This window comes from Paraburkholderia sp. WS6, from assembly GCF_030464835.1.
GTDB classification, from domain to species: domain Bacteria; phylum Pseudomonadota; class Gammaproteobacteria; order Burkholderiales; family Burkholderiaceae; genus Paraburkholderia; species Paraburkholderia madseniana.
The window spans coordinates 73,751-89,438 of the sequence record NZ_JALQCK010000022.1 but is presented as its reverse complement, the minus strand read 5'-3'; the positions used below and the strand labels follow the sequence as shown (position 1 = coordinate 89,438).

Here is a 15,688-nt window from a genome sequence, read left to right as displayed (position 1 = left end):
GAGAGGCGAGTGACCACTATGTCCGACAAACGCATCGTGCGTGCCGCCGCGGTCCAGATCGCACCGGACTTCGAACGCAGCGGCGGCACCCTCGAGAAGGTATGCGAGGCCATCGAGAAAGCGGCACGCGAAGGCGTGCAACTGATCGTGTTCCCTGAAACCTTCGTGCCGTACTACCCGTACTTTTCTTTCGTGCGTCCGCCGGTTGCTTCCGGCGCCGATCACATGAAGCTCTACGAGGAAGCCGTGATCGTGCCGGGCCCGGTGACGCAAGCGGTGGCCGAGCGGGCGCGTTTGCATCGGATGGTGGTGGTGCTTGGCGTCAATGAGCGCGATCACGGCAGCCTCTACAACACGCAGCTGATCTTCGACGTGGACGGCCAACTGGTGCTCAAGCGTCGCAAGATCACGCCGACGTTTCATGAACGGATGATCTGGGGCCAGGGCGACGCGGCCGGCCTGAAAGTCGCGCAAACGGCGGTGGCGCGCGTCGGCGCGCTCGCGTGCTGGGAGCATTACAACCCGCTCGCGCGCTATGCCTTGATGACGCAGCACGAAGAGATTCACTGCAGCCAGTTTCCCGGCTCGCTGGTGGGGCCGATCTTCGCCGATCAGATCGAAGTGACGATCCGGCATCACGCATTGGAGTCGGGCTGCTTCGTGGTCAATGCAACGGGCTGGCTGACCGAAGCGCAGATTGCATCGGTCACGTCCGATACGAATTTGCAGAAGGCGCTGCGCGGCGGCTGCAACACCGCAATCGTGTCGCCGGAAGGACAGCATCTGGCGCAGCCACTGCGCGAGGGCGAAGGCATGGTGGTTGCCGATCTCGACATGGCGCTGATCACCAAGCGCAAACGCATGATGGATTCAGTCGGCCACTACGCGCGGCCGGAATTGCTGAGTCTTGCGATCAACCGGCGGCCGGCGGAAACCGTCGCGCCGATGCCGGCGTGGTCCGGTGCTTCGAGCACGGGTTTCAATTCAAACGAGGGATGGCGCGATGAATTCCAGCGAGACACTGTCGGCAGCGAGCCGGCAATTGATGACTGAATTGCAGTCGGCCGGTTTGCGGCTCGTGTCTCCGGATGCGGGCGCGGCGAGCCGGCGCGGCGGCGCGGGACCCTCGGACCACAAGGCAGTGACGGTGGACGGCGTGACGATCATGGTGCCGGTGCATACGAGCACCGCCTGGCACTCGCCGTTCGTCGCAGAGACGCCGGATGCGAACGGCTCGAGCGCCTTGCTGCGCGGTACGATCCCGATTGCCAATATCAGCTTTCCCAAAGCACCGCGCTTTTACGGCATGCAGACGCTCGACGGCGTGCCTTACTCGCACATTGCCGCGCTGCATAGTGCGGACGTGCTGGCCACGACGGTGCTGCAAACCTGCATTCGCTACGAGAGCCGCCGCAAGAGTTGCAAGTTCTGCGCGATTGGGCAATCGCTCGCTGCAGGCCGCACGATTGCGCGCAAGACGCCGGAGCAATTGGCCGAAGTGGCACGGGCAGCCGTATTGCTCGACGGCGTTAAGCATATGGTGCTGACCACCGGCACGCCGCCCACGTCCGATCGCGGCGCGCAGATCCTGTGCGAAAGCGCGTTCGCTATCAAAGCGGCGGTCGATCTGCCGATCCAGGCGCAATGCGAGCCACCCGACGACGATCGCTGGTTCGCACGCATGAAAGCGAGCGGCATCGATACGCTCGGCATGCATCTCGAAGTGGTGACGCCCGCATTGCGCGAACGCATCATGCCGGGCAAGGCGAGCGTGCCGCTGGCGCGCTACATGGAGGCGTTCAAGGCGGCAGTTGCGGTGTTCGGACGCGGTCAGGTGAGTACGTACATACTCGCCGGTCTTGGTGATAGCGCGGAGGCGATTCTGGCCATGTCGCGCGAGTTGATCGAACTCGGTGTCTATCCGTTCGTTGTGCCCTTCGTGCCGATCAGCGGCACGCCGCTCGAAGATCATCCGGCGCCCACGCCTGAATTCATGAAGTCGGTTCTGCAACCGCTCGGCGCAATGCTGAACGTTGCCGCGATGCGTTCAAGCGATATCAAGGCCGGATGCGGAAAATGCGGTGCGTGTTCGTCGTTGTCGTCGTACGAGGAGTGATCATGTTCGGTGAAGCGATTGCAGGCGAGGCGCTGGAAGGTGACATGAGTTTCGCGCCCTATGCGCCGAGCGAATTCCGCATCAAGTGGACGACGCTCGATTGGGAAGCCGATGAAGCGTACAAGTTGCGGCGCGCGGTGTTCTGCATCGAGCAGGGCATTTTTGTCGGCGACGATCGGGACGATATCGACACGCACGCGCAGCAACTGGTGGCAGTGAGCTGTGTCGCCGGCATGCCGGAGCAGGTGGTCGGCACGGTGCGCATTCATCGCGATGAAGGCAGCGTGTGGTTCGGTTCACGTCTTGCTGTGCATGCAGCGTTTCGCCGCCACGGAAAAATTGGCGCGACGTTGATTCGTCTCGCGGTGAGCAGTGCCCATGCGCTCGGCTGCGAGACTTTTCTCGCCCACGTGCAGAGCCAGAACGTGCCGCTCTTTCGCGCGATGCATTGGGATGTGCTTGCAGAGGAAATGTTGTTGGGCCGGCCGCATCATCTGATGCAGGCGCAACTGGACTGGTATCCGCCGTGTGTGGCGCCGTATAGCGGCTTCGTGACTCATACGCAACCACACAGTGCGGCTTCCGCACGGAGCGCGGCATGAGGAGCGTGGCCGATCTCGTCGCCAGCCTGCGCGAAAGTCGCGGGTTTCGGCACAAGACGGATATCGTCGACGTAGTCGGCTCACTCGCCCGGCGTCTGCCAGGTGGCACGCAGGATCTCGCGCAGGCTGTCGCACTTGGCGACGATTGCGCGGCCATTGCCGATGGCGATGGCTACCTGCTCTTCGCCATCGAAGGCATGGTCAGCGATTTCGTGAGCGCAATGCCGTGGTTTGCCGGCTACAGCAGCGTGATGGTCAACGTCAGCGATATCTATGCGATGGGTGGGCGGCCGCTGGCGGTGGTCGATGCGCTATGGAGTCGAGGCATCGACGCCGCCGAGGAGGTGCTTGCCGGCATGGCCGCGGCCTCCGTTGCTTATGGCGTGTCGATAGTCGGCGGTCATACGAATACGCGCAGCGATGCTGCGCAACTGGCGGTGTCGATTGTGGGGCGCGCCAAAGCGCTGCTGTCGAGTTTCAATGCGAAGCCCGGCGACCGTTTGATGATGGCCGTCGATTTGCGCGGGCACTTCGAGGAACCGTATCCGTTCTGGAATGCGTCGGTGGGCGCGCCGCCTGAACGTTTGAGAGCGGATCTCGAACTGCTTCCGCGGCTAGCGGAAAGTGGCTTATGCGATGCGGCGAAGGACATCAGTATGGCCGGCACACTCGGCACTGCGCTGATGTTGCTCGAGTGCTCGCGGATGGGAGCACGGATCGATCTTGAGCGTATTCCGAAGCCAGCGAACGTCCCCTTGGAGCGTTGGGTTACCGCATTTCCGAGCTTCGGCTATTTGCTGTCGGTTCGGGAGGAGCAGGTGGACGCAGTGCAGGCGCAGTTCGATTCGCGCTCGCTCGCTTGCGCCGTGATTGGTACTGTCGATGCGTCGTCTGAAGTGGTTTTGCATCACCACGATGAGGCAGCGGTGTTGTGGGATTTCAATCGCGAGCCGTTCATGATCGCGAAGGACGGTTCGCGATGAATTCGTTGCGAATCGCGTTGCTGACGCATTCGGTCAATCCGCGTGGCGGGGTCGTGCATACGCTTGAACTGGCGACCGCGTTGACCGCGCTCGGTCATGACGTGACCGTCTTTGCGCCCGCTGCGCCGGGCGAGACGCTGTTCCGTCTGCCGCCGTGCCGCGTGGTCTATGCGCCGATCACGCTATCTCAGGCCGGCACGGTAGCCATGGTGGAGGCGCGTATTCATGCATTCAAGCAGACCTTGATGGAGCATGACGCGTGGTCGTTCGATGTGCTGCACGCGCAGGACAGTATCAGCGGAAACGCACTCGCGGAACTGAGAGCGCAAGGGCTCATTTGCAGTTTCACGCGCACCGTTCATCACCTGGATCGTTTCGACGATCCACGTCTCGCTGCATGGCAACGGCGGGCGTACGAGGATGCGGAGCAAGTGTTGTGTGTCAGCGATACATGGACGCGCGAGATGCGTTCGACTTTCGGTATTGCGGCGCTGACGGTGCCGAACGGTGTCGACATCGCGCGCTTCACGCCTGATGAAGATGCGCACGATGCGCTGATCAGGCGGCGCTTGGGTATTGATGGCGGCCCGATCGTACTTTCAGTGGGCGGTATCGAAGCGCGCAAGAACACACTCGCACTGCTCGAAGCCTTCGCGTTGGTGCAGCGCACGTTGCCGGGCGCGCAACTTGTGATTGCCGGCGGTGCGAGCCTACTTGACCACGACGCCTACGCCCGCGGCGTGCTTAAACGAGCGGCGGAGTTGGGGCTGTCGATTGGTCCACGCGAAAGCGTGGTCGTAACCGGGCCACTCGAAGACGCCGCCATGCCCGCGCTCTTTCGCAGCGCGGACGTGCTGTCGATGGTGTCGTTGCGCGAGGGCTTCGGCCTGGTGGTGCTGGAAGCGCTTGCTAGTGGCACGCCGGTGATTGCCTCTGCAATCGCACCGTTCACCGAATACCTCGACGACACCACCTGTTACTGGGCAAATCCGGCCGATGTCGAGTCGATAGCGGCGGCCTTGTTATGTGCTCTCAACAGCAGTGGTAGTCGTATTGATTTCGACCAGGCCGTGCCCGCATTACTCGCACGCTTTAGCTGGGCGGCAAGCGCACGGCGTCACGTCGACGTGTACCGCCAGTTGCTCGCAAAGCGCGCGCTAACTATTCATTGATCGATTGAGGATTTGCGATGCCTGTCATGCACTTTCGGATTCAGTGGCCCGATGGCGATGAAGCGAACTGTTATTCGCCGTCGCTCGTCATTGGTGATTTCTTCAAACCTGGCGAGGCTTATGCGTTGGACGATTTCGTCGAACGTTCGCGGCAGGCGTTAGGTATCGCTTCGGAGCGCGTGCGCGAGAAGTACGGCTTTGCCTGCTCGGCAGCGATGGATCAACTCGCACAGATCGAACGCGATGCCGAGCGTTTTCGCGATCGGCCCGAGGCGACTGTCAAGGTTATCGAATTCAGCTAGGCGCTTATTTTTTGCAGAGGACGCATCATGTCGAATCCAACCCATCATGGGCGCGCTGACCGGCATTACAGCGTGCTCGTCATCGGCGGCGGGCAGGCGGGCCTGTCGGTCAGCTATTACCTCAAGCAGACCGGCATCGACCATCTGGTTGTGGAAAAGAACACGGTGACGCATACGTGGCGGCAGCAACGCTGGGACGCGTTTTGTCTCGTGACGCCGAACTGGCAGTGTGCGTTGCCCGGTTACCCCTACCTGGGCGACGACCCGCACGGGTTCATGAAGAAGGACGAGATCATCGACTATCTCGATGGTTTCATCGCGCATGTCGGTGCGCCGGTGATCGAGCACGCGGAAGTCAAACGCGTGAAGCAGCGCGACGATGGCGTCTATGCGATCGTGACTACGCAGGGCGATTTCACCGCGGATCAGGTCGTGGTTGCCTCGGGTGGCTATCACACGCCGATCGTGCCGCGGCTCGCCGAGCGCTTGCCCGCAAGCATCGTGCAGTTGCAATCGTCGGCGTATCGGAATCCAGATGCCTTGCCCGATGGCGCGGTCATGGTGGTCGGCACGGGGCAATCCGGCGCGCAGATCGCGGAGGACCTGCATCTGGCGGGGCGCAAGGTGGTGCTCGCAGTCGGTGAGGCGCCGCGCTGCGCGCGCTTTTATCGGGGGCGTGACGTGGTCGATTGGCTCGCCGACATGCAGTACTACGACATGCCGGTCGAAAAGCATCCGTTGCGCGAAGGCGTACGCGACAACACCAATCACTATGTGACCGGCCGCGACGGCGGGCGCGACATCGATCTGCGCAAGTTTGCCGCCGAAGGCATGGAGTTGTACGGCAGGCTCGACGATCTGCGCGACGGGCAATTCCATTTCGCACCGACGCTCGCCGCCAATCTGGACGCCGCGGACGATACGTATAACCGGATCAACGCGAGCATCGACGGCTTCATCGAAAAGCATGGCATCGACGCGCCGGTAGGTGAAGTCTACGAACCCGTCTGGAGACCAGCCGAAGAACGCACGATGCTCGATCTCCACACTAGCGGCATTTCGGCAATTATCTGGTGCATCGGTTTTACGCCTGACTTTAGCTGGCTCGACGCGCCGGTGTTCAACGGTCGCGGTTATCCGGCGCATACCCGCGGAATTACACCGATCGACGGTTTGTATTTCGTCGGTTTGCCGTGGCTGCATACTTGGGGATCGGGGCGCTTCTCTGGTGTCGCACGCGATGCGGAGTTCGTCGTGCAGGCGATTCGCGAGAAAACACGCGAGCGTGAGTCGGTGAGGGCGACTGTGGCGGCTTAAGATTTCGGCTTACACATCACGACGTGAATGCATGAAAAAACGGCCACTGCTTTTTATCGCAGCGGCCGCTTCTTTTCGTACGGACTGAATCGAAACCGAGCTGAAACTTAGCTCCCCAGTGCCGGATCGCTCATGCTGCTCCGGCCGGTTTCCACGTGTCCGGCGAAGCGTCGCGCGAACGACGGGTCCGTGTCGACGGTAATCACCAGGTCGTACCAGCCGTAGGCGTTACGCAGATCGAGGTACAACTGTTCGGTATCGCCGCCGCGCACCGAATGCTTGACCACATTGCTCGCGTCGTAGGCATTGACGATGGTGAACTGACAGCGCGCGCTGCCCACATTTTCCAGCCGCAATTGCAGGTTGCCGTTCGCGACGTCGTAGCCTTCGGCGACTTCTGGCCGTGCAATATCGGAGCCGTGCCACCAGCTTCTCGCGACCGGCTTGCCCGCGAAGCGGCGCAGAAAGCCGTTCGGGCCGTAGACCGTGTAATCGTACGTACCGTCGATATTCAACGGCAACTGATCCTGCAGCCGCTTGCCGGCTTCGACCGTATAGGTCAGCGGTGCGGCGAGACCATTGGCGGCATAGACGAGAAACACGGCGCCCGTGCGGCCCGAATTGACGAAACGCATCGTCAGCTTGTTCTCGGCGCCTTCACCGTGCACGCGCACGAACAGTTCGTACGGCAGCGCGCGCGCCGGGCGCACGCCGGGTTCCTGCTTCGGTACGGCCTGCACGAGCGGCGGCAGCGGCACATAGTCCGGATGGCGATTCTGATCGGGCGGCACATAGCCGCTCGTGCTCGGCAGCGTCGGGAACGCGTCGTTCGGGGTGCTGAAGTTGAATGCCGACATCAGATCGCCGCACACCGCGCGACGCCACGGCGTAATGTTCGATTCGCCGAGATTGTGCTGCTGGCCGAAGCGCTTTTCGATAAAGCGGATCACCGACGTGTGGTCGAACAGTTCCGAGCACACGTAGCCGCCTTTCGACCACGGCGAGACCACCAGCATCGGCACACGCGGTCCGAGCCCGTACGGACCCGCCGGCGTATTGCCGCTGCCCGCATAGTTTTCATTGCTGGTGTCGACGGTCGACAAACCGTTTGCGCTCGATGCCGGCGCGAACGGCGGCGCCATGTGATCGAAGAAGCCGTCGTTTTCGTCGTAATTGATCAGCAGGACAGTCTTGCTCCACACTTCGGGATTCGACGTGAGAATCTGCAAGACCTGATCGATGTACCATGCACCGTAGTTCGACGGCCAGTTCGGGTGCTCGGAATACGCTTCCGGGGCGACGATCCACGAGACTTGCGGCAGGGCGTTGTTCTGCACGTCGCGCTTGAGGATGTCGAAGTAGCCGTCGCCGTTGGCGGCGTTCGTGCCCGTGCGGGCGTTGTCGTACAGCGGGTTGCCCGGCTGCGCGTTGCGGTACTGATTGAAGTAGAGCAGCGAGTTGTCGCCGTAGTTGCCGATGTACGCGTTCTGCGTCCAGCCCCACGAGCCGCTTGCGTTGAGTCCCGTACCGATGTCCTGATAGATCTTCCACGTGATGCCGGCGTTCTGCAGCACTTCCGGATACGTGGACCAGCCGTAGCCAAGTTCGGAGTTGTCGATCACCGGGCCGCCGCCGCTGCCGTCATTGCCGACCCAGCCGCTCCACATGTAGTAACGATTCGGGTCGGTCGGGCCCATCAGCGAGCAGTGATACGCGTCGCAGATCGTGAAGGCGTCGGCGAGTTGATAGTGAAACGGAATGTCGTCGCGCGTGAGGTAGGCCATCGTCGTGGTGCCCTTGGACGGCACCCATTGATCGTAGCGGCCGCCGTTCCATGCTGCGTGCGTGCTGGTCCAGTCGTGCGCGAGGTCTTGCAGGAATTGCAGACCGAGGTTCGGCGCGGTAGGGCGGAACGGCAACACATAGCCCACGTCCGCGGCAAGCGGTTGGTACCACACCGGCTTGCCATTGGGCAGGTTGATTGCGCGCGTGTCGCCGAAACCGCGGACGCCCTTGAGCGTGCCGAAGTAATGATCGAACGAGCGGTTTTCCTGCATCAGCACGACGATATGCTCGACGTCGCGGATCGTTCCGGTCTTGTTGTTGGCGGGAATGGCGAGGGCGTTGCGAATGCCCAGCGGCAGCATGCTCAACGCGGTGGCGGAACCGGCGGCGTGCGCGGCGGAGCGCAGAAAATCACGGCGATTTTTTGAAGTCATGGTTTTGGCTTTCGATCTTCATAAGAGGAACGAGCCATGAGGCGCGAGCGTGAGCCACGCGCCGCATGGGGCGCGGAACTCAATCTACGGTGTGGATGACGGGTGTGGCGAGCGGCGTCGAAGCGGCAGCGGACAGCGCCGCGTCGGCGCTTGATGCGGGCAGTGCTGGGGTTTGAATCGTGACTGCGGGTAACGCTGGTGAAGCGGAAGAAGGATTCGCTGACAGGACCTGTGAAGCGCCGCCGTTATCGCCGGCGCCGTCGGTAGAACTCGCGGTGCTCGTGTCCGGTGCTCGGTCGTCGTTGCCGCAAGCGCCGAGCAGCATGCAGAGCGACACGGCGGCCAGTGCGCCCGCCAAACGTTTGCGATAGAAGGCAATGGACGGCTTCGACACAACAGACATGGCAATGTCTCCGGCACGGGGAAGATGCGCTAGGGCATCCACGTGCCCAGGTCAGCGATGCGCAAGAATAGTCGCTTACCTGTGTAACTTTTGTGAAGATGTGGAAATTTGGGTATTTGTTGAGAATTGGGCGGCCGTCAATCCTGGATCGCGACGATGGCTTCGATCTCGACGGTAATATTGCCCGGCAGCGAGCCCACGCCAACCGCCGAGCGCGAATGCCGACCGGCATCGCCGAATACATCGACGAACAGATCCGAGCAGCCGTTGATCACGCGCGGATGCTCGGTGAAATCCGGCGCCGCGTTGACCATGCCCAGCAGCTTGACGACCTGCTTCACGCGCCGCAAATCGCCCAGTTCGTTATGCAGCACGGCAAGCAGATTCAGGCCGACCATCTGCGCGTGCCGGTACGCTTCGTCCGCGCTGACGGTGGCGCCGACTTTGCCGGTCATCAGCGAGCCGGATTCGTCGAGCGGACCTTGGCCCGATAGAAACAGCAGATTGCCCTCGCGCGTGCAGTGCGTGAAATTGCCGATCGGCGTCGGCACTTGCGGTAGCTTGAGGCCGCGCGTGTGCAGCCGGTCGTAGCAGTTCATCGATGGGGAAGTGATGGTGAGCGGTCTTTAAGGAGTCAGCGTTGCGCGCGGGGGGATTTAAGGTTTCGGGTTTGGCGCGGCCTTACGCCGCCGGGTCCTGCTCGCGATGCCGCCAGCCGAGGCGCGCTTCGATACGGGCGGCCACCGCCTGCACAGCTTGTGCGAACCGTTCGGTGCCGAGCTCGGCTTTCGCCTCGGGCATCACGATCGAAATCGTGAAGACGCACGCGCCGGTGTTGTCGAGCACGGGCGCCGCGAGACACGCCACGGATGCATCCGATTCGCCGATCTGAATCGACAGTCGCGCCTCCAGCGCCTCGCGGGCAATCTGCGCGAGCACTTGCGGCCGGGTTTCCGCGCGACCGGTAGGCGAGCTTTGCGCATGCTGCGCAAAAAACGCGACCCGTTCGGCATCCGGCAGATGCCCGACGAGCAAGCGTCCGGACGCGGTCCAGTTGAGCGGCACGCGGCTGCCCACTCGCGAGGTCACACGGAAATGCCCTGGCCCTTCGGCCATTTGCTGTACGACCATCATGCCGTCTTCGAGTCCGCAGACCTGCACGGTCTCTTCGACTTCGGCGGAGAGACGCTGCATTTCTTCATGAGCGACCGCGAGATAGTCGAGCGAGCTGGCGTACGTCAAACCGTAACCGTACAGACGCGAGCCGAGCCAGATCGTGCCGTCCATGCGCCGCGCCAACAGGTTCTTCTCGACCAGATCGTTAATGATCGAATACACCGTGGACAGCGGCGCGCCGACCATGCGTGCGACTTCGTACGCGGTGGCGGGACGGTTTGCCTGCTGGAGCGCGTCGAGAATCTGCACGGCGCGCTCGATCGCGCTGGTGCGCGTGCGTGGCGCGGCAGCTTCAGCCTGTGCTTCGGCGCCGGCTGAAGGCGCCGCGGGTACTGCTTCGGACGCGGAAGGTCGGGACGTGCGAGCCATCGTGCTCCTCTGACGCGAGATGTTTTTGTCCAGTTGACGCAGGGTGATTGTATGCTAGACTGATCCGCAATTACAACATATATTCCATAATTAAGAAATACCCGGTCGGAGGCGCTTCATGGACATTCGCTCTCGCTTTGGCTTACGCCCTGTTATCAATGCTTCAGGCACGATGACGAGTCTGGGTGCGTCCATTGTCAGCGCACCGGTAATCGACGCGGTGGCGCAGGTGTTGCCGCAATTCGTCGAGATCGACGATCTGCAACGCAGAGCCTCGGCGGCGATTGCCGAGGCGTGCGGCAGCGAAGCCGGGTATATCACCGCGTCGTGCTCGGCGGCGATTACGCTCTGCATCGCCGCCACCATGACGGGCGACGACCACGGCCTGATCGAACGGCTGCCCGACACGACCGCCCTGCAGCGCAACGAAGTCGTGATTCAAACCGGCCACCTTGTCAATTATGGCGCACCGGTGGACCAGGCGATCCGTCTGTCCGGCGCGCGCGTCGTGCCGGTGGGTGCGGCAACCGAAGCGCACGGCTACCAGTTGAATAGCGCCATCACCGAACGCACGGCTGCAGCGCTTTACGTGGTTTCACATCATACGGTGCAATTCGGCATGATCCCGCTCGAAGAATTTATTGCGGTCGCGCACGCGAAGGGCGTGCCCGTGATCGTCGACGCGGCTTCCGAATACGACCTGAAGCGTTTCATTGCGGCCGGCGCGGATCTCGCGCTCTACTCGGCGCACAAATTTCTCGGCGGGCTCACCGCCGGCATCGTCGCGGGTAAGAAAACGCTGGTACGTGCCGCGCATTTCCAGAACGGCGGCATTGGCCGCGGCATGAAAGTCGGCAAGGAAGGCATTGTGGGCGCGATTGCCGCGCTCGAACAATGGCAGCAGCGCGACCATGTCGCGGTTCGCGCTCGCGAACGCGGCTACCTCACGCTGTGGCGCGAGACCTTGAATCGTTGCGACGGCGTCTGGGCTGAGATCGACGCCGATCCGACCGGCAATCCGCTCGATCGTCTGAAACTGCATATCGATCCCAGGCAGGCCCGTATCACTGCGTGGGATCTCGCCGATGCGCTCGCGCGGCCACCCGAGGGCGAGGCGCCGGTTATCGTGCGCGATCATGAAGCGGAACTGCATTTCTTTTTCGTCGACCCGTGCAATCTGCACCCGGGCGAAGAGCAGACCGTACTGGCACGGCTTACTGCCGAACTCGAGCGCGCACGACAGTCGCCCGAACCCGTCGTTACGCCGTTTTACCAGCGCGACGCGCGCCGCATTGCCGCGCGCCGTAATTGGCCGGATTGATTCTTCCCCGGTTCATTTCGATTCACCGATGACCGTTGTTTGACCGTAGCGCCGGATTCCATTCCGGTGCCGCTTTGACCTGCCCGCTTAGTACTACTTATATCGCCGGAACATCACCGTGTAACCGGCGTTCGTTTTTCTTTCGACTTGAGGAAACCATGATGCACAAGCAGATTCTTCGTACGACCATCGCGTTCGCTGCCGCCGGACTCGCCGCGCAGGCCGCCCACGCGCAAAGCAGCGTGACGTTGTACGGCATTGTCGATGCCGGCTTTACCTTCACCAATAACCAGAAGGGTGAGAAGGCTTATCAGGCGACGCAGGGCAACGTGCAGGGTTCGCGCTGGGGCCTGATCGGTAGCGAAGATCTGGGCGGCGGCAACAAGGTCCTGTTCAAGCTCGAAAACGGCTTCAGCCTGGAGAGTGGCGCAGCCGGTCAGGGCGGCCGCATGTTCGGCCGTAGCGCATGGGTGGCGCTCTCCAACAGCAAAGCAGGTACGATCACGCTCGGCCGTCAGTACAACAGCGTGCAGGACTATCTCTCGAACATGCAGATAAATGGCGTCGGCGCGATGAGCCAGTACGGCAACGCGATCTACGACAACGACGATATCAACAACACGTATCGCACCGACAACGCGGTCAAATACACCACGCCGACGTATGCCGGGTTCACCGCAAACGCAATGTACGCGTTCTCGAACACGGCGGGGCAGTTCGCCAACAACCGCGCATGGAGCGTCGGCGCCGACTACGTGAACGGTCCGCTGCACCTTGACGCGGCCTACTCGCTGGTCAATCAGCCGGCTACCAACACCACGGGCGCGGCGCCGTCTGATAACTACTACAGCACCAGTTCGTCGATCATCAGCGGCGTGAAGCGCAACCAGGTGTGGGGCGCGGGCGGTTCGTACGTGTTCGGCCCGGCAACCTTCCTGCTGCTGTACACGAACTCGCAATTCCAGTTGCTCAGCGGCGGCAGCCTGCACTTTGCCAACTATGAAGCCAGCGTGAAGTATCAAGTCACGCCGGCCGCGCTGCTCGCGCTCGGTTACATCTACACGACACAGAACACGAGCCGGACCACGGCCACTAACGCCCATTACAACCAGTTAAGCGTGGGCGGCGAGTACTTCCTGTCGAAGACCACTGATCTCTACCTGAACGGTATCTACCAACGTGCGTCCGGTTCGCACGCATGGGTCGAAGGTATTTCGAATCCGTCGAGCAACAACGGCCAGTTCGTGACCGTCGCCGGCATCCGCCACAAGTTCTAAGTCCGCCGCCCGCGCCGCTGCGCATGCAACATTCCGCTCAACGGAGGCTGCGGCGCGGTTCTTTCTTTTCAGGAGCACCTATGGCGACCGTTCAAGGAAGTCTGTTACTCGTCTATGCATTGATTGCCATCATCGCGCTGGTCGTGCTGATCGCGCGCTTCAAGATGAACCCGTTCATTACGTTGATGATGGTGTCGGTGGCGTTGGCACTCGCCGTCGGCATGCCGGCGACGTCGATTCTCAAGTCGTTCGAAACGGGCGTGGGCGGCACGCTCGGCCACATTGCCATCGTGGTCGGGCTCGGTACGATGCTCGGCAAGATGATGGCCGAATCGGGCGGCGCCGAACGTATCGCGCGTACGCTGATCGACCTGTTCGGGCCGAAGAACGTGCATTGGGCGATGATGTGCATCGCGTTCCTCGTCGGCCTGCCGGTGTTTTTTGAAGTCGGTTTCGTGCTGCTGATTCCAATCGCATTCAACGTCGCCCAGCGGACCGGTACGTCGATGATTCGCGTCGGCATTCCGATGGTGGCGGGTTTGTCCGTCGTGCACGGTCTGATTCCGCCGCACCCGGCTGCGTTGCTCGCGGTCACGGCGTACAACGCGGATATCGGTCATACGATTTTCTACGCGCTGATCGTCGGCATTCCGACCGCGGCGGTGGCCGGCCCGCTGTTCTCCAAGCTGATCGCGCGCTTTGTCGTGCTCGACGGCTTTAACCCGATGGCGCAGCAGTTCATCGAACAGGACGCGAAGCGCTCGCATCAGGAACTGCCGGGCTTCGGCATCACGTTGTTGACGGTGTTGTTGCCGGTGTTGTTGATGCTGGTCGGCAGTTGGGCGGATTTGATCGTGCCGGCCAAAACGTCGATGAACAACGCTCTGCGTCTGATCGGCCATCCGGATATGGCTTTGTTGCTGGCCGTGTTGTTGAGCTTCTACACGTTCGGCAAGTCACGTGGCTTTAATCGCGAGCAGATTCTCAAGTTCACCAACGAGTGTCTGGCGCCGACTGCGAGTATCACGCTGGTGGTGGGAGCGGGCGCGGGCTTCGGGCGCATTCTGATCGATAGCGGCGCGTCGAAGGCGATCGTCGATGTGGCGACCGGCGCGCACGTGCCGCTGCTGATTCTCGCGTGGCTGGTGGCGGCGTTGATTCGTGTGGCGACCGGTTCGGCAACGGTCGCGATGGCGACGGCGGCCGGCATCATTGCACCGATCGCGGCAGCGGCGGTGGGCACGGCGGGCGGCGTGCGGCCCGAGTTGCTGGTGCTCGCCACCGGCGCGGGGTCGCTGATTCTGTCGCACGTGAACGACGGCGGGTTCTGGCTGGTGAAGGAGTACTTCGGTATGACTGTGCCGCAAACCTTCAAGACGTGGACCGTTTGCGAAACGATTATTTCGGTGACGGCGCTGGTGTTGACGTTGGGGCTTTCGACCGTGATTTGAGCGGGGAGAGGTCCGATCGCGGCGTGTCTTGAGGACGCGTCGCGATTTCGCATTGCGCACCCTTTCGCTCGACTATCGCCGCAATCTGCTGGCTAAAGAAGGCGCGATAACTTGCGCGCGCGAGTGAGAGAGGGGGGGCGTGGCGACGTTCAACGCTGCCGTGAGATGAACGCTGCAATCGCGTCATTCAGCGCATCCGGTGCATCGCGATGCGGCGAGTGTCCGCAAGCATCGAGCTTCACCAGTTGCGCATGGGGAACGCGTTCGCCGATTGCATCAATCTGCGCCATGGTACCGTAGTTGTCGTCATGACCTTGCACCGCGAGCACCGGTTGCCTGATGGCGGCCAGTTCATTCACGATGCGCCATTCCCTGAACGCAGGATTCAGCCAGATATCGTTCCAGCCATAGAACGCGGAATCGACGTCTGCGTGATAGCGGCTTAGCTTGCTGCGCAGATCAGTGGTTTCGTAGAGCTGCTTGGTTTGCGCAATGCTTTCCACAGAGATGTCTTCGACGAATACATGTGGTGCGATTGCTACTGCACCGGCCAACTCATCCGGATACAGCGCCGCGTAGAGCAGCGCGATCGACCCGCCGTCGCTATGCCCGATCACCCACATGCGCCTGCGTTCCTGCGTGCCGATATCGAGCGCATCGAGCAAAGCGGGCAGGATATCGCGCGCTTGCGCGGTCATGAAGTCGACCGGCCATTTGACGTCGTGCGCACGCGGTGTGGATAGTCCATAACCGGGTCGCGAATAAACGAGACCACGCATGCCGAGCCGCTCGCACAAGGCTTGCGGCCAGTCGCGCCACATCGCGATGGAACCGAGCCCTTCATGGAGGAATACGGCGATCGGTGCGTTGGCCGCCGCTTCATTCACCCAACGATATTCGATGCGCAACGGCCCATGCGATGCCGTGGCGGGCAGTTCTGCGAATTCGCTAGCAAGGGTTGCGGTTGCGGGGTTCTGCAT

The 15,688-nt window shown here is 61.9% G+C and carries 15 protein-coding genes; 10 read left to right on the top strand and 5 right to left on the bottom strand.

Translation table 11 applies throughout. The annotated features are described in order from the left end of the window. The first annotated feature begins 18 nt into the window (after positions 1–18). Genes M0D64_RS24930 through M0D64_RS24900 form a run of 7 tightly spaced genes read left to right on the top strand, consistent with a single transcriptional unit; the run spans position 19 to position 6,492 of the window. Positions 19–1,053, top strand: a complete 1,035-nt coding sequence (locus tag M0D64_RS24930; protein ID WP_171927700.1) for a Nit6803 family nitrilase — start codon at positions 19–21, stop codon at positions 1,051–1,053. Beyond that, entirely contained in the window at positions 1,046–2,116 is a 1,071-nt protein-coding gene (locus tag M0D64_RS24925; protein ID WP_154559110.1) for an MSMEG_0568 family radical SAM protein, read from the top strand. The genes M0D64_RS24930 and M0D64_RS24925 overlap by 8 nt, the downstream gene beginning before the upstream one ends. Before the next feature lie 2 nt (positions 2,117–2,118). Further along, positions 2,119–2,718: an MSMEG_0567/Sll0786 family nitrogen starvation N-acetyltransferase gene (locus M0D64_RS24920; protein ID WP_171927681.1), complete on the top strand. Its 600-nt coding sequence runs from the start codon at positions 2,119–2,121 to the stop codon at positions 2,716–2,718. Further along, positions 2,715–3,701 carry a sll0787 family AIR synthase-like protein gene (locus M0D64_RS24915; RefSeq protein WP_171927682.1) on the top strand — a complete coding sequence of 329 codons (987 nt, stop codon included), beginning with the start codon at positions 2,715–2,717 and terminating at the stop codon, positions 3,699–3,701. The genes M0D64_RS24920 and M0D64_RS24915 overlap by 4 nt, the downstream gene beginning before the upstream one ends. Then, positions 3,698–4,873 carry an MSMEG_0565 family glycosyltransferase gene (locus M0D64_RS24910; RefSeq protein WP_266259641.1) on the top strand — a complete coding sequence of 392 codons (1,176 nt, stop codon included), beginning with the start codon at positions 3,698–3,700 and terminating at the stop codon, positions 4,871–4,873. The genes M0D64_RS24915 and M0D64_RS24910 overlap by 4 nt, the downstream gene beginning before the upstream one ends. Positions 4,874–4,890: 17 nt before the next feature. Then, positions 4,891–5,175 (top strand): MSMEG_0570 family nitrogen starvation response protein, encoded by a 285-nt coding sequence (locus tag M0D64_RS24905; protein WP_266259640.1) that lies wholly within the window; start codon positions 4,891–4,893, stop codon positions 5,173–5,175. Between the two features lie 27 nt (positions 5,176–5,202). Further along, positions 5,203–6,492: an MSMEG_0569 family flavin-dependent oxidoreductase gene (locus M0D64_RS24900; protein WP_266259639.1), complete on the top strand. Its 1,290-nt coding sequence runs from the start codon at positions 5,203–5,205 to the stop codon at positions 6,490–6,492. 107 nt (positions 6,493–6,599) lie between these two features. On the opposite strand, the gene M0D64_RS24895 is transcribed toward M0D64_RS24900, so the two are convergent. The 4 genes from M0D64_RS24895 to M0D64_RS24880 form a co-directional block, all read right to left on the bottom strand. Further along, positions 6,600–8,711 (bottom strand): phosphocholine-specific phospholipase C, encoded by a 2,112-nt coding sequence (locus M0D64_RS24895; protein ID WP_266259638.1) that lies wholly within the window; start codon positions 8,709–8,711, stop codon positions 6,600–6,602. 79 nt (positions 8,712–8,790) lie between these two features. Continuing rightward, complete coding sequence (locus M0D64_RS24890; protein WP_266259637.1) at positions 8,791–9,114, bottom strand: hypothetical protein; 324 nt, start codon at positions 9,112–9,114, stop codon at positions 8,791–8,793. A gap of 137 nt (positions 9,115–9,251) precedes the next feature. After that, positions 9,252–9,713, bottom strand: a complete 462-nt coding sequence (locus M0D64_RS24885) for a RidA family protein (protein ID WP_054040495.1) — start codon at positions 9,711–9,713, stop codon at positions 9,252–9,254. Between the two features lie 82 nt (positions 9,714–9,795). Then, positions 9,796–10,659: an IclR family transcriptional regulator gene (locus M0D64_RS24880; protein WP_171927686.1), complete on the bottom strand. Its 864-nt coding sequence runs from the start codon at positions 10,657–10,659 to the stop codon at positions 9,796–9,798. A 118-nt stretch (positions 10,660–10,777) separates the two neighbouring features. Here M0D64_RS24880 and M0D64_RS24875 point away from each other — a divergent pair, with 118 nt between their 5' ends. The 3 genes from M0D64_RS24875 to M0D64_RS24865 all read left to right on the top strand — a co-directional run bounded on the left by M0D64_RS24875 (position 10,778) and on the right by M0D64_RS24865 (position 14,708). Continuing rightward, positions 10,778–11,980 (top strand): aminotransferase class V-fold PLP-dependent enzyme, encoded by a 1,203-nt coding sequence (locus tag M0D64_RS24875; protein WP_171927687.1) that lies wholly within the window; start codon positions 10,778–10,780, stop codon positions 11,978–11,980. A gap of 158 nt (positions 11,981–12,138) precedes the next feature. Continuing rightward, positions 12,139–13,257: a porin gene (locus tag M0D64_RS24870; RefSeq protein ID WP_171927688.1), complete on the top strand. Its 1,119-nt coding sequence runs from the start codon at positions 12,139–12,141 to the stop codon at positions 13,255–13,257. A gap of 80 nt (positions 13,258–13,337) precedes the next feature. After that, positions 13,338–14,708, top strand: a complete 1,371-nt coding sequence (locus M0D64_RS24865; protein ID WP_054040499.1) for a gluconate:H+ symporter — start codon at positions 13,338–13,340, stop codon at positions 14,706–14,708. Between the two features lie 149 nt (positions 14,709–14,857). Here M0D64_RS24865 and M0D64_RS24860 read toward each other — a convergent pair whose 3' ends face one another. Next, complete coding sequence (locus tag M0D64_RS24860; RefSeq protein ID WP_266259636.1) at positions 14,858–15,688, bottom strand: alpha/beta fold hydrolase; 831 nt, start codon at positions 15,686–15,688, stop codon at positions 14,858–14,860.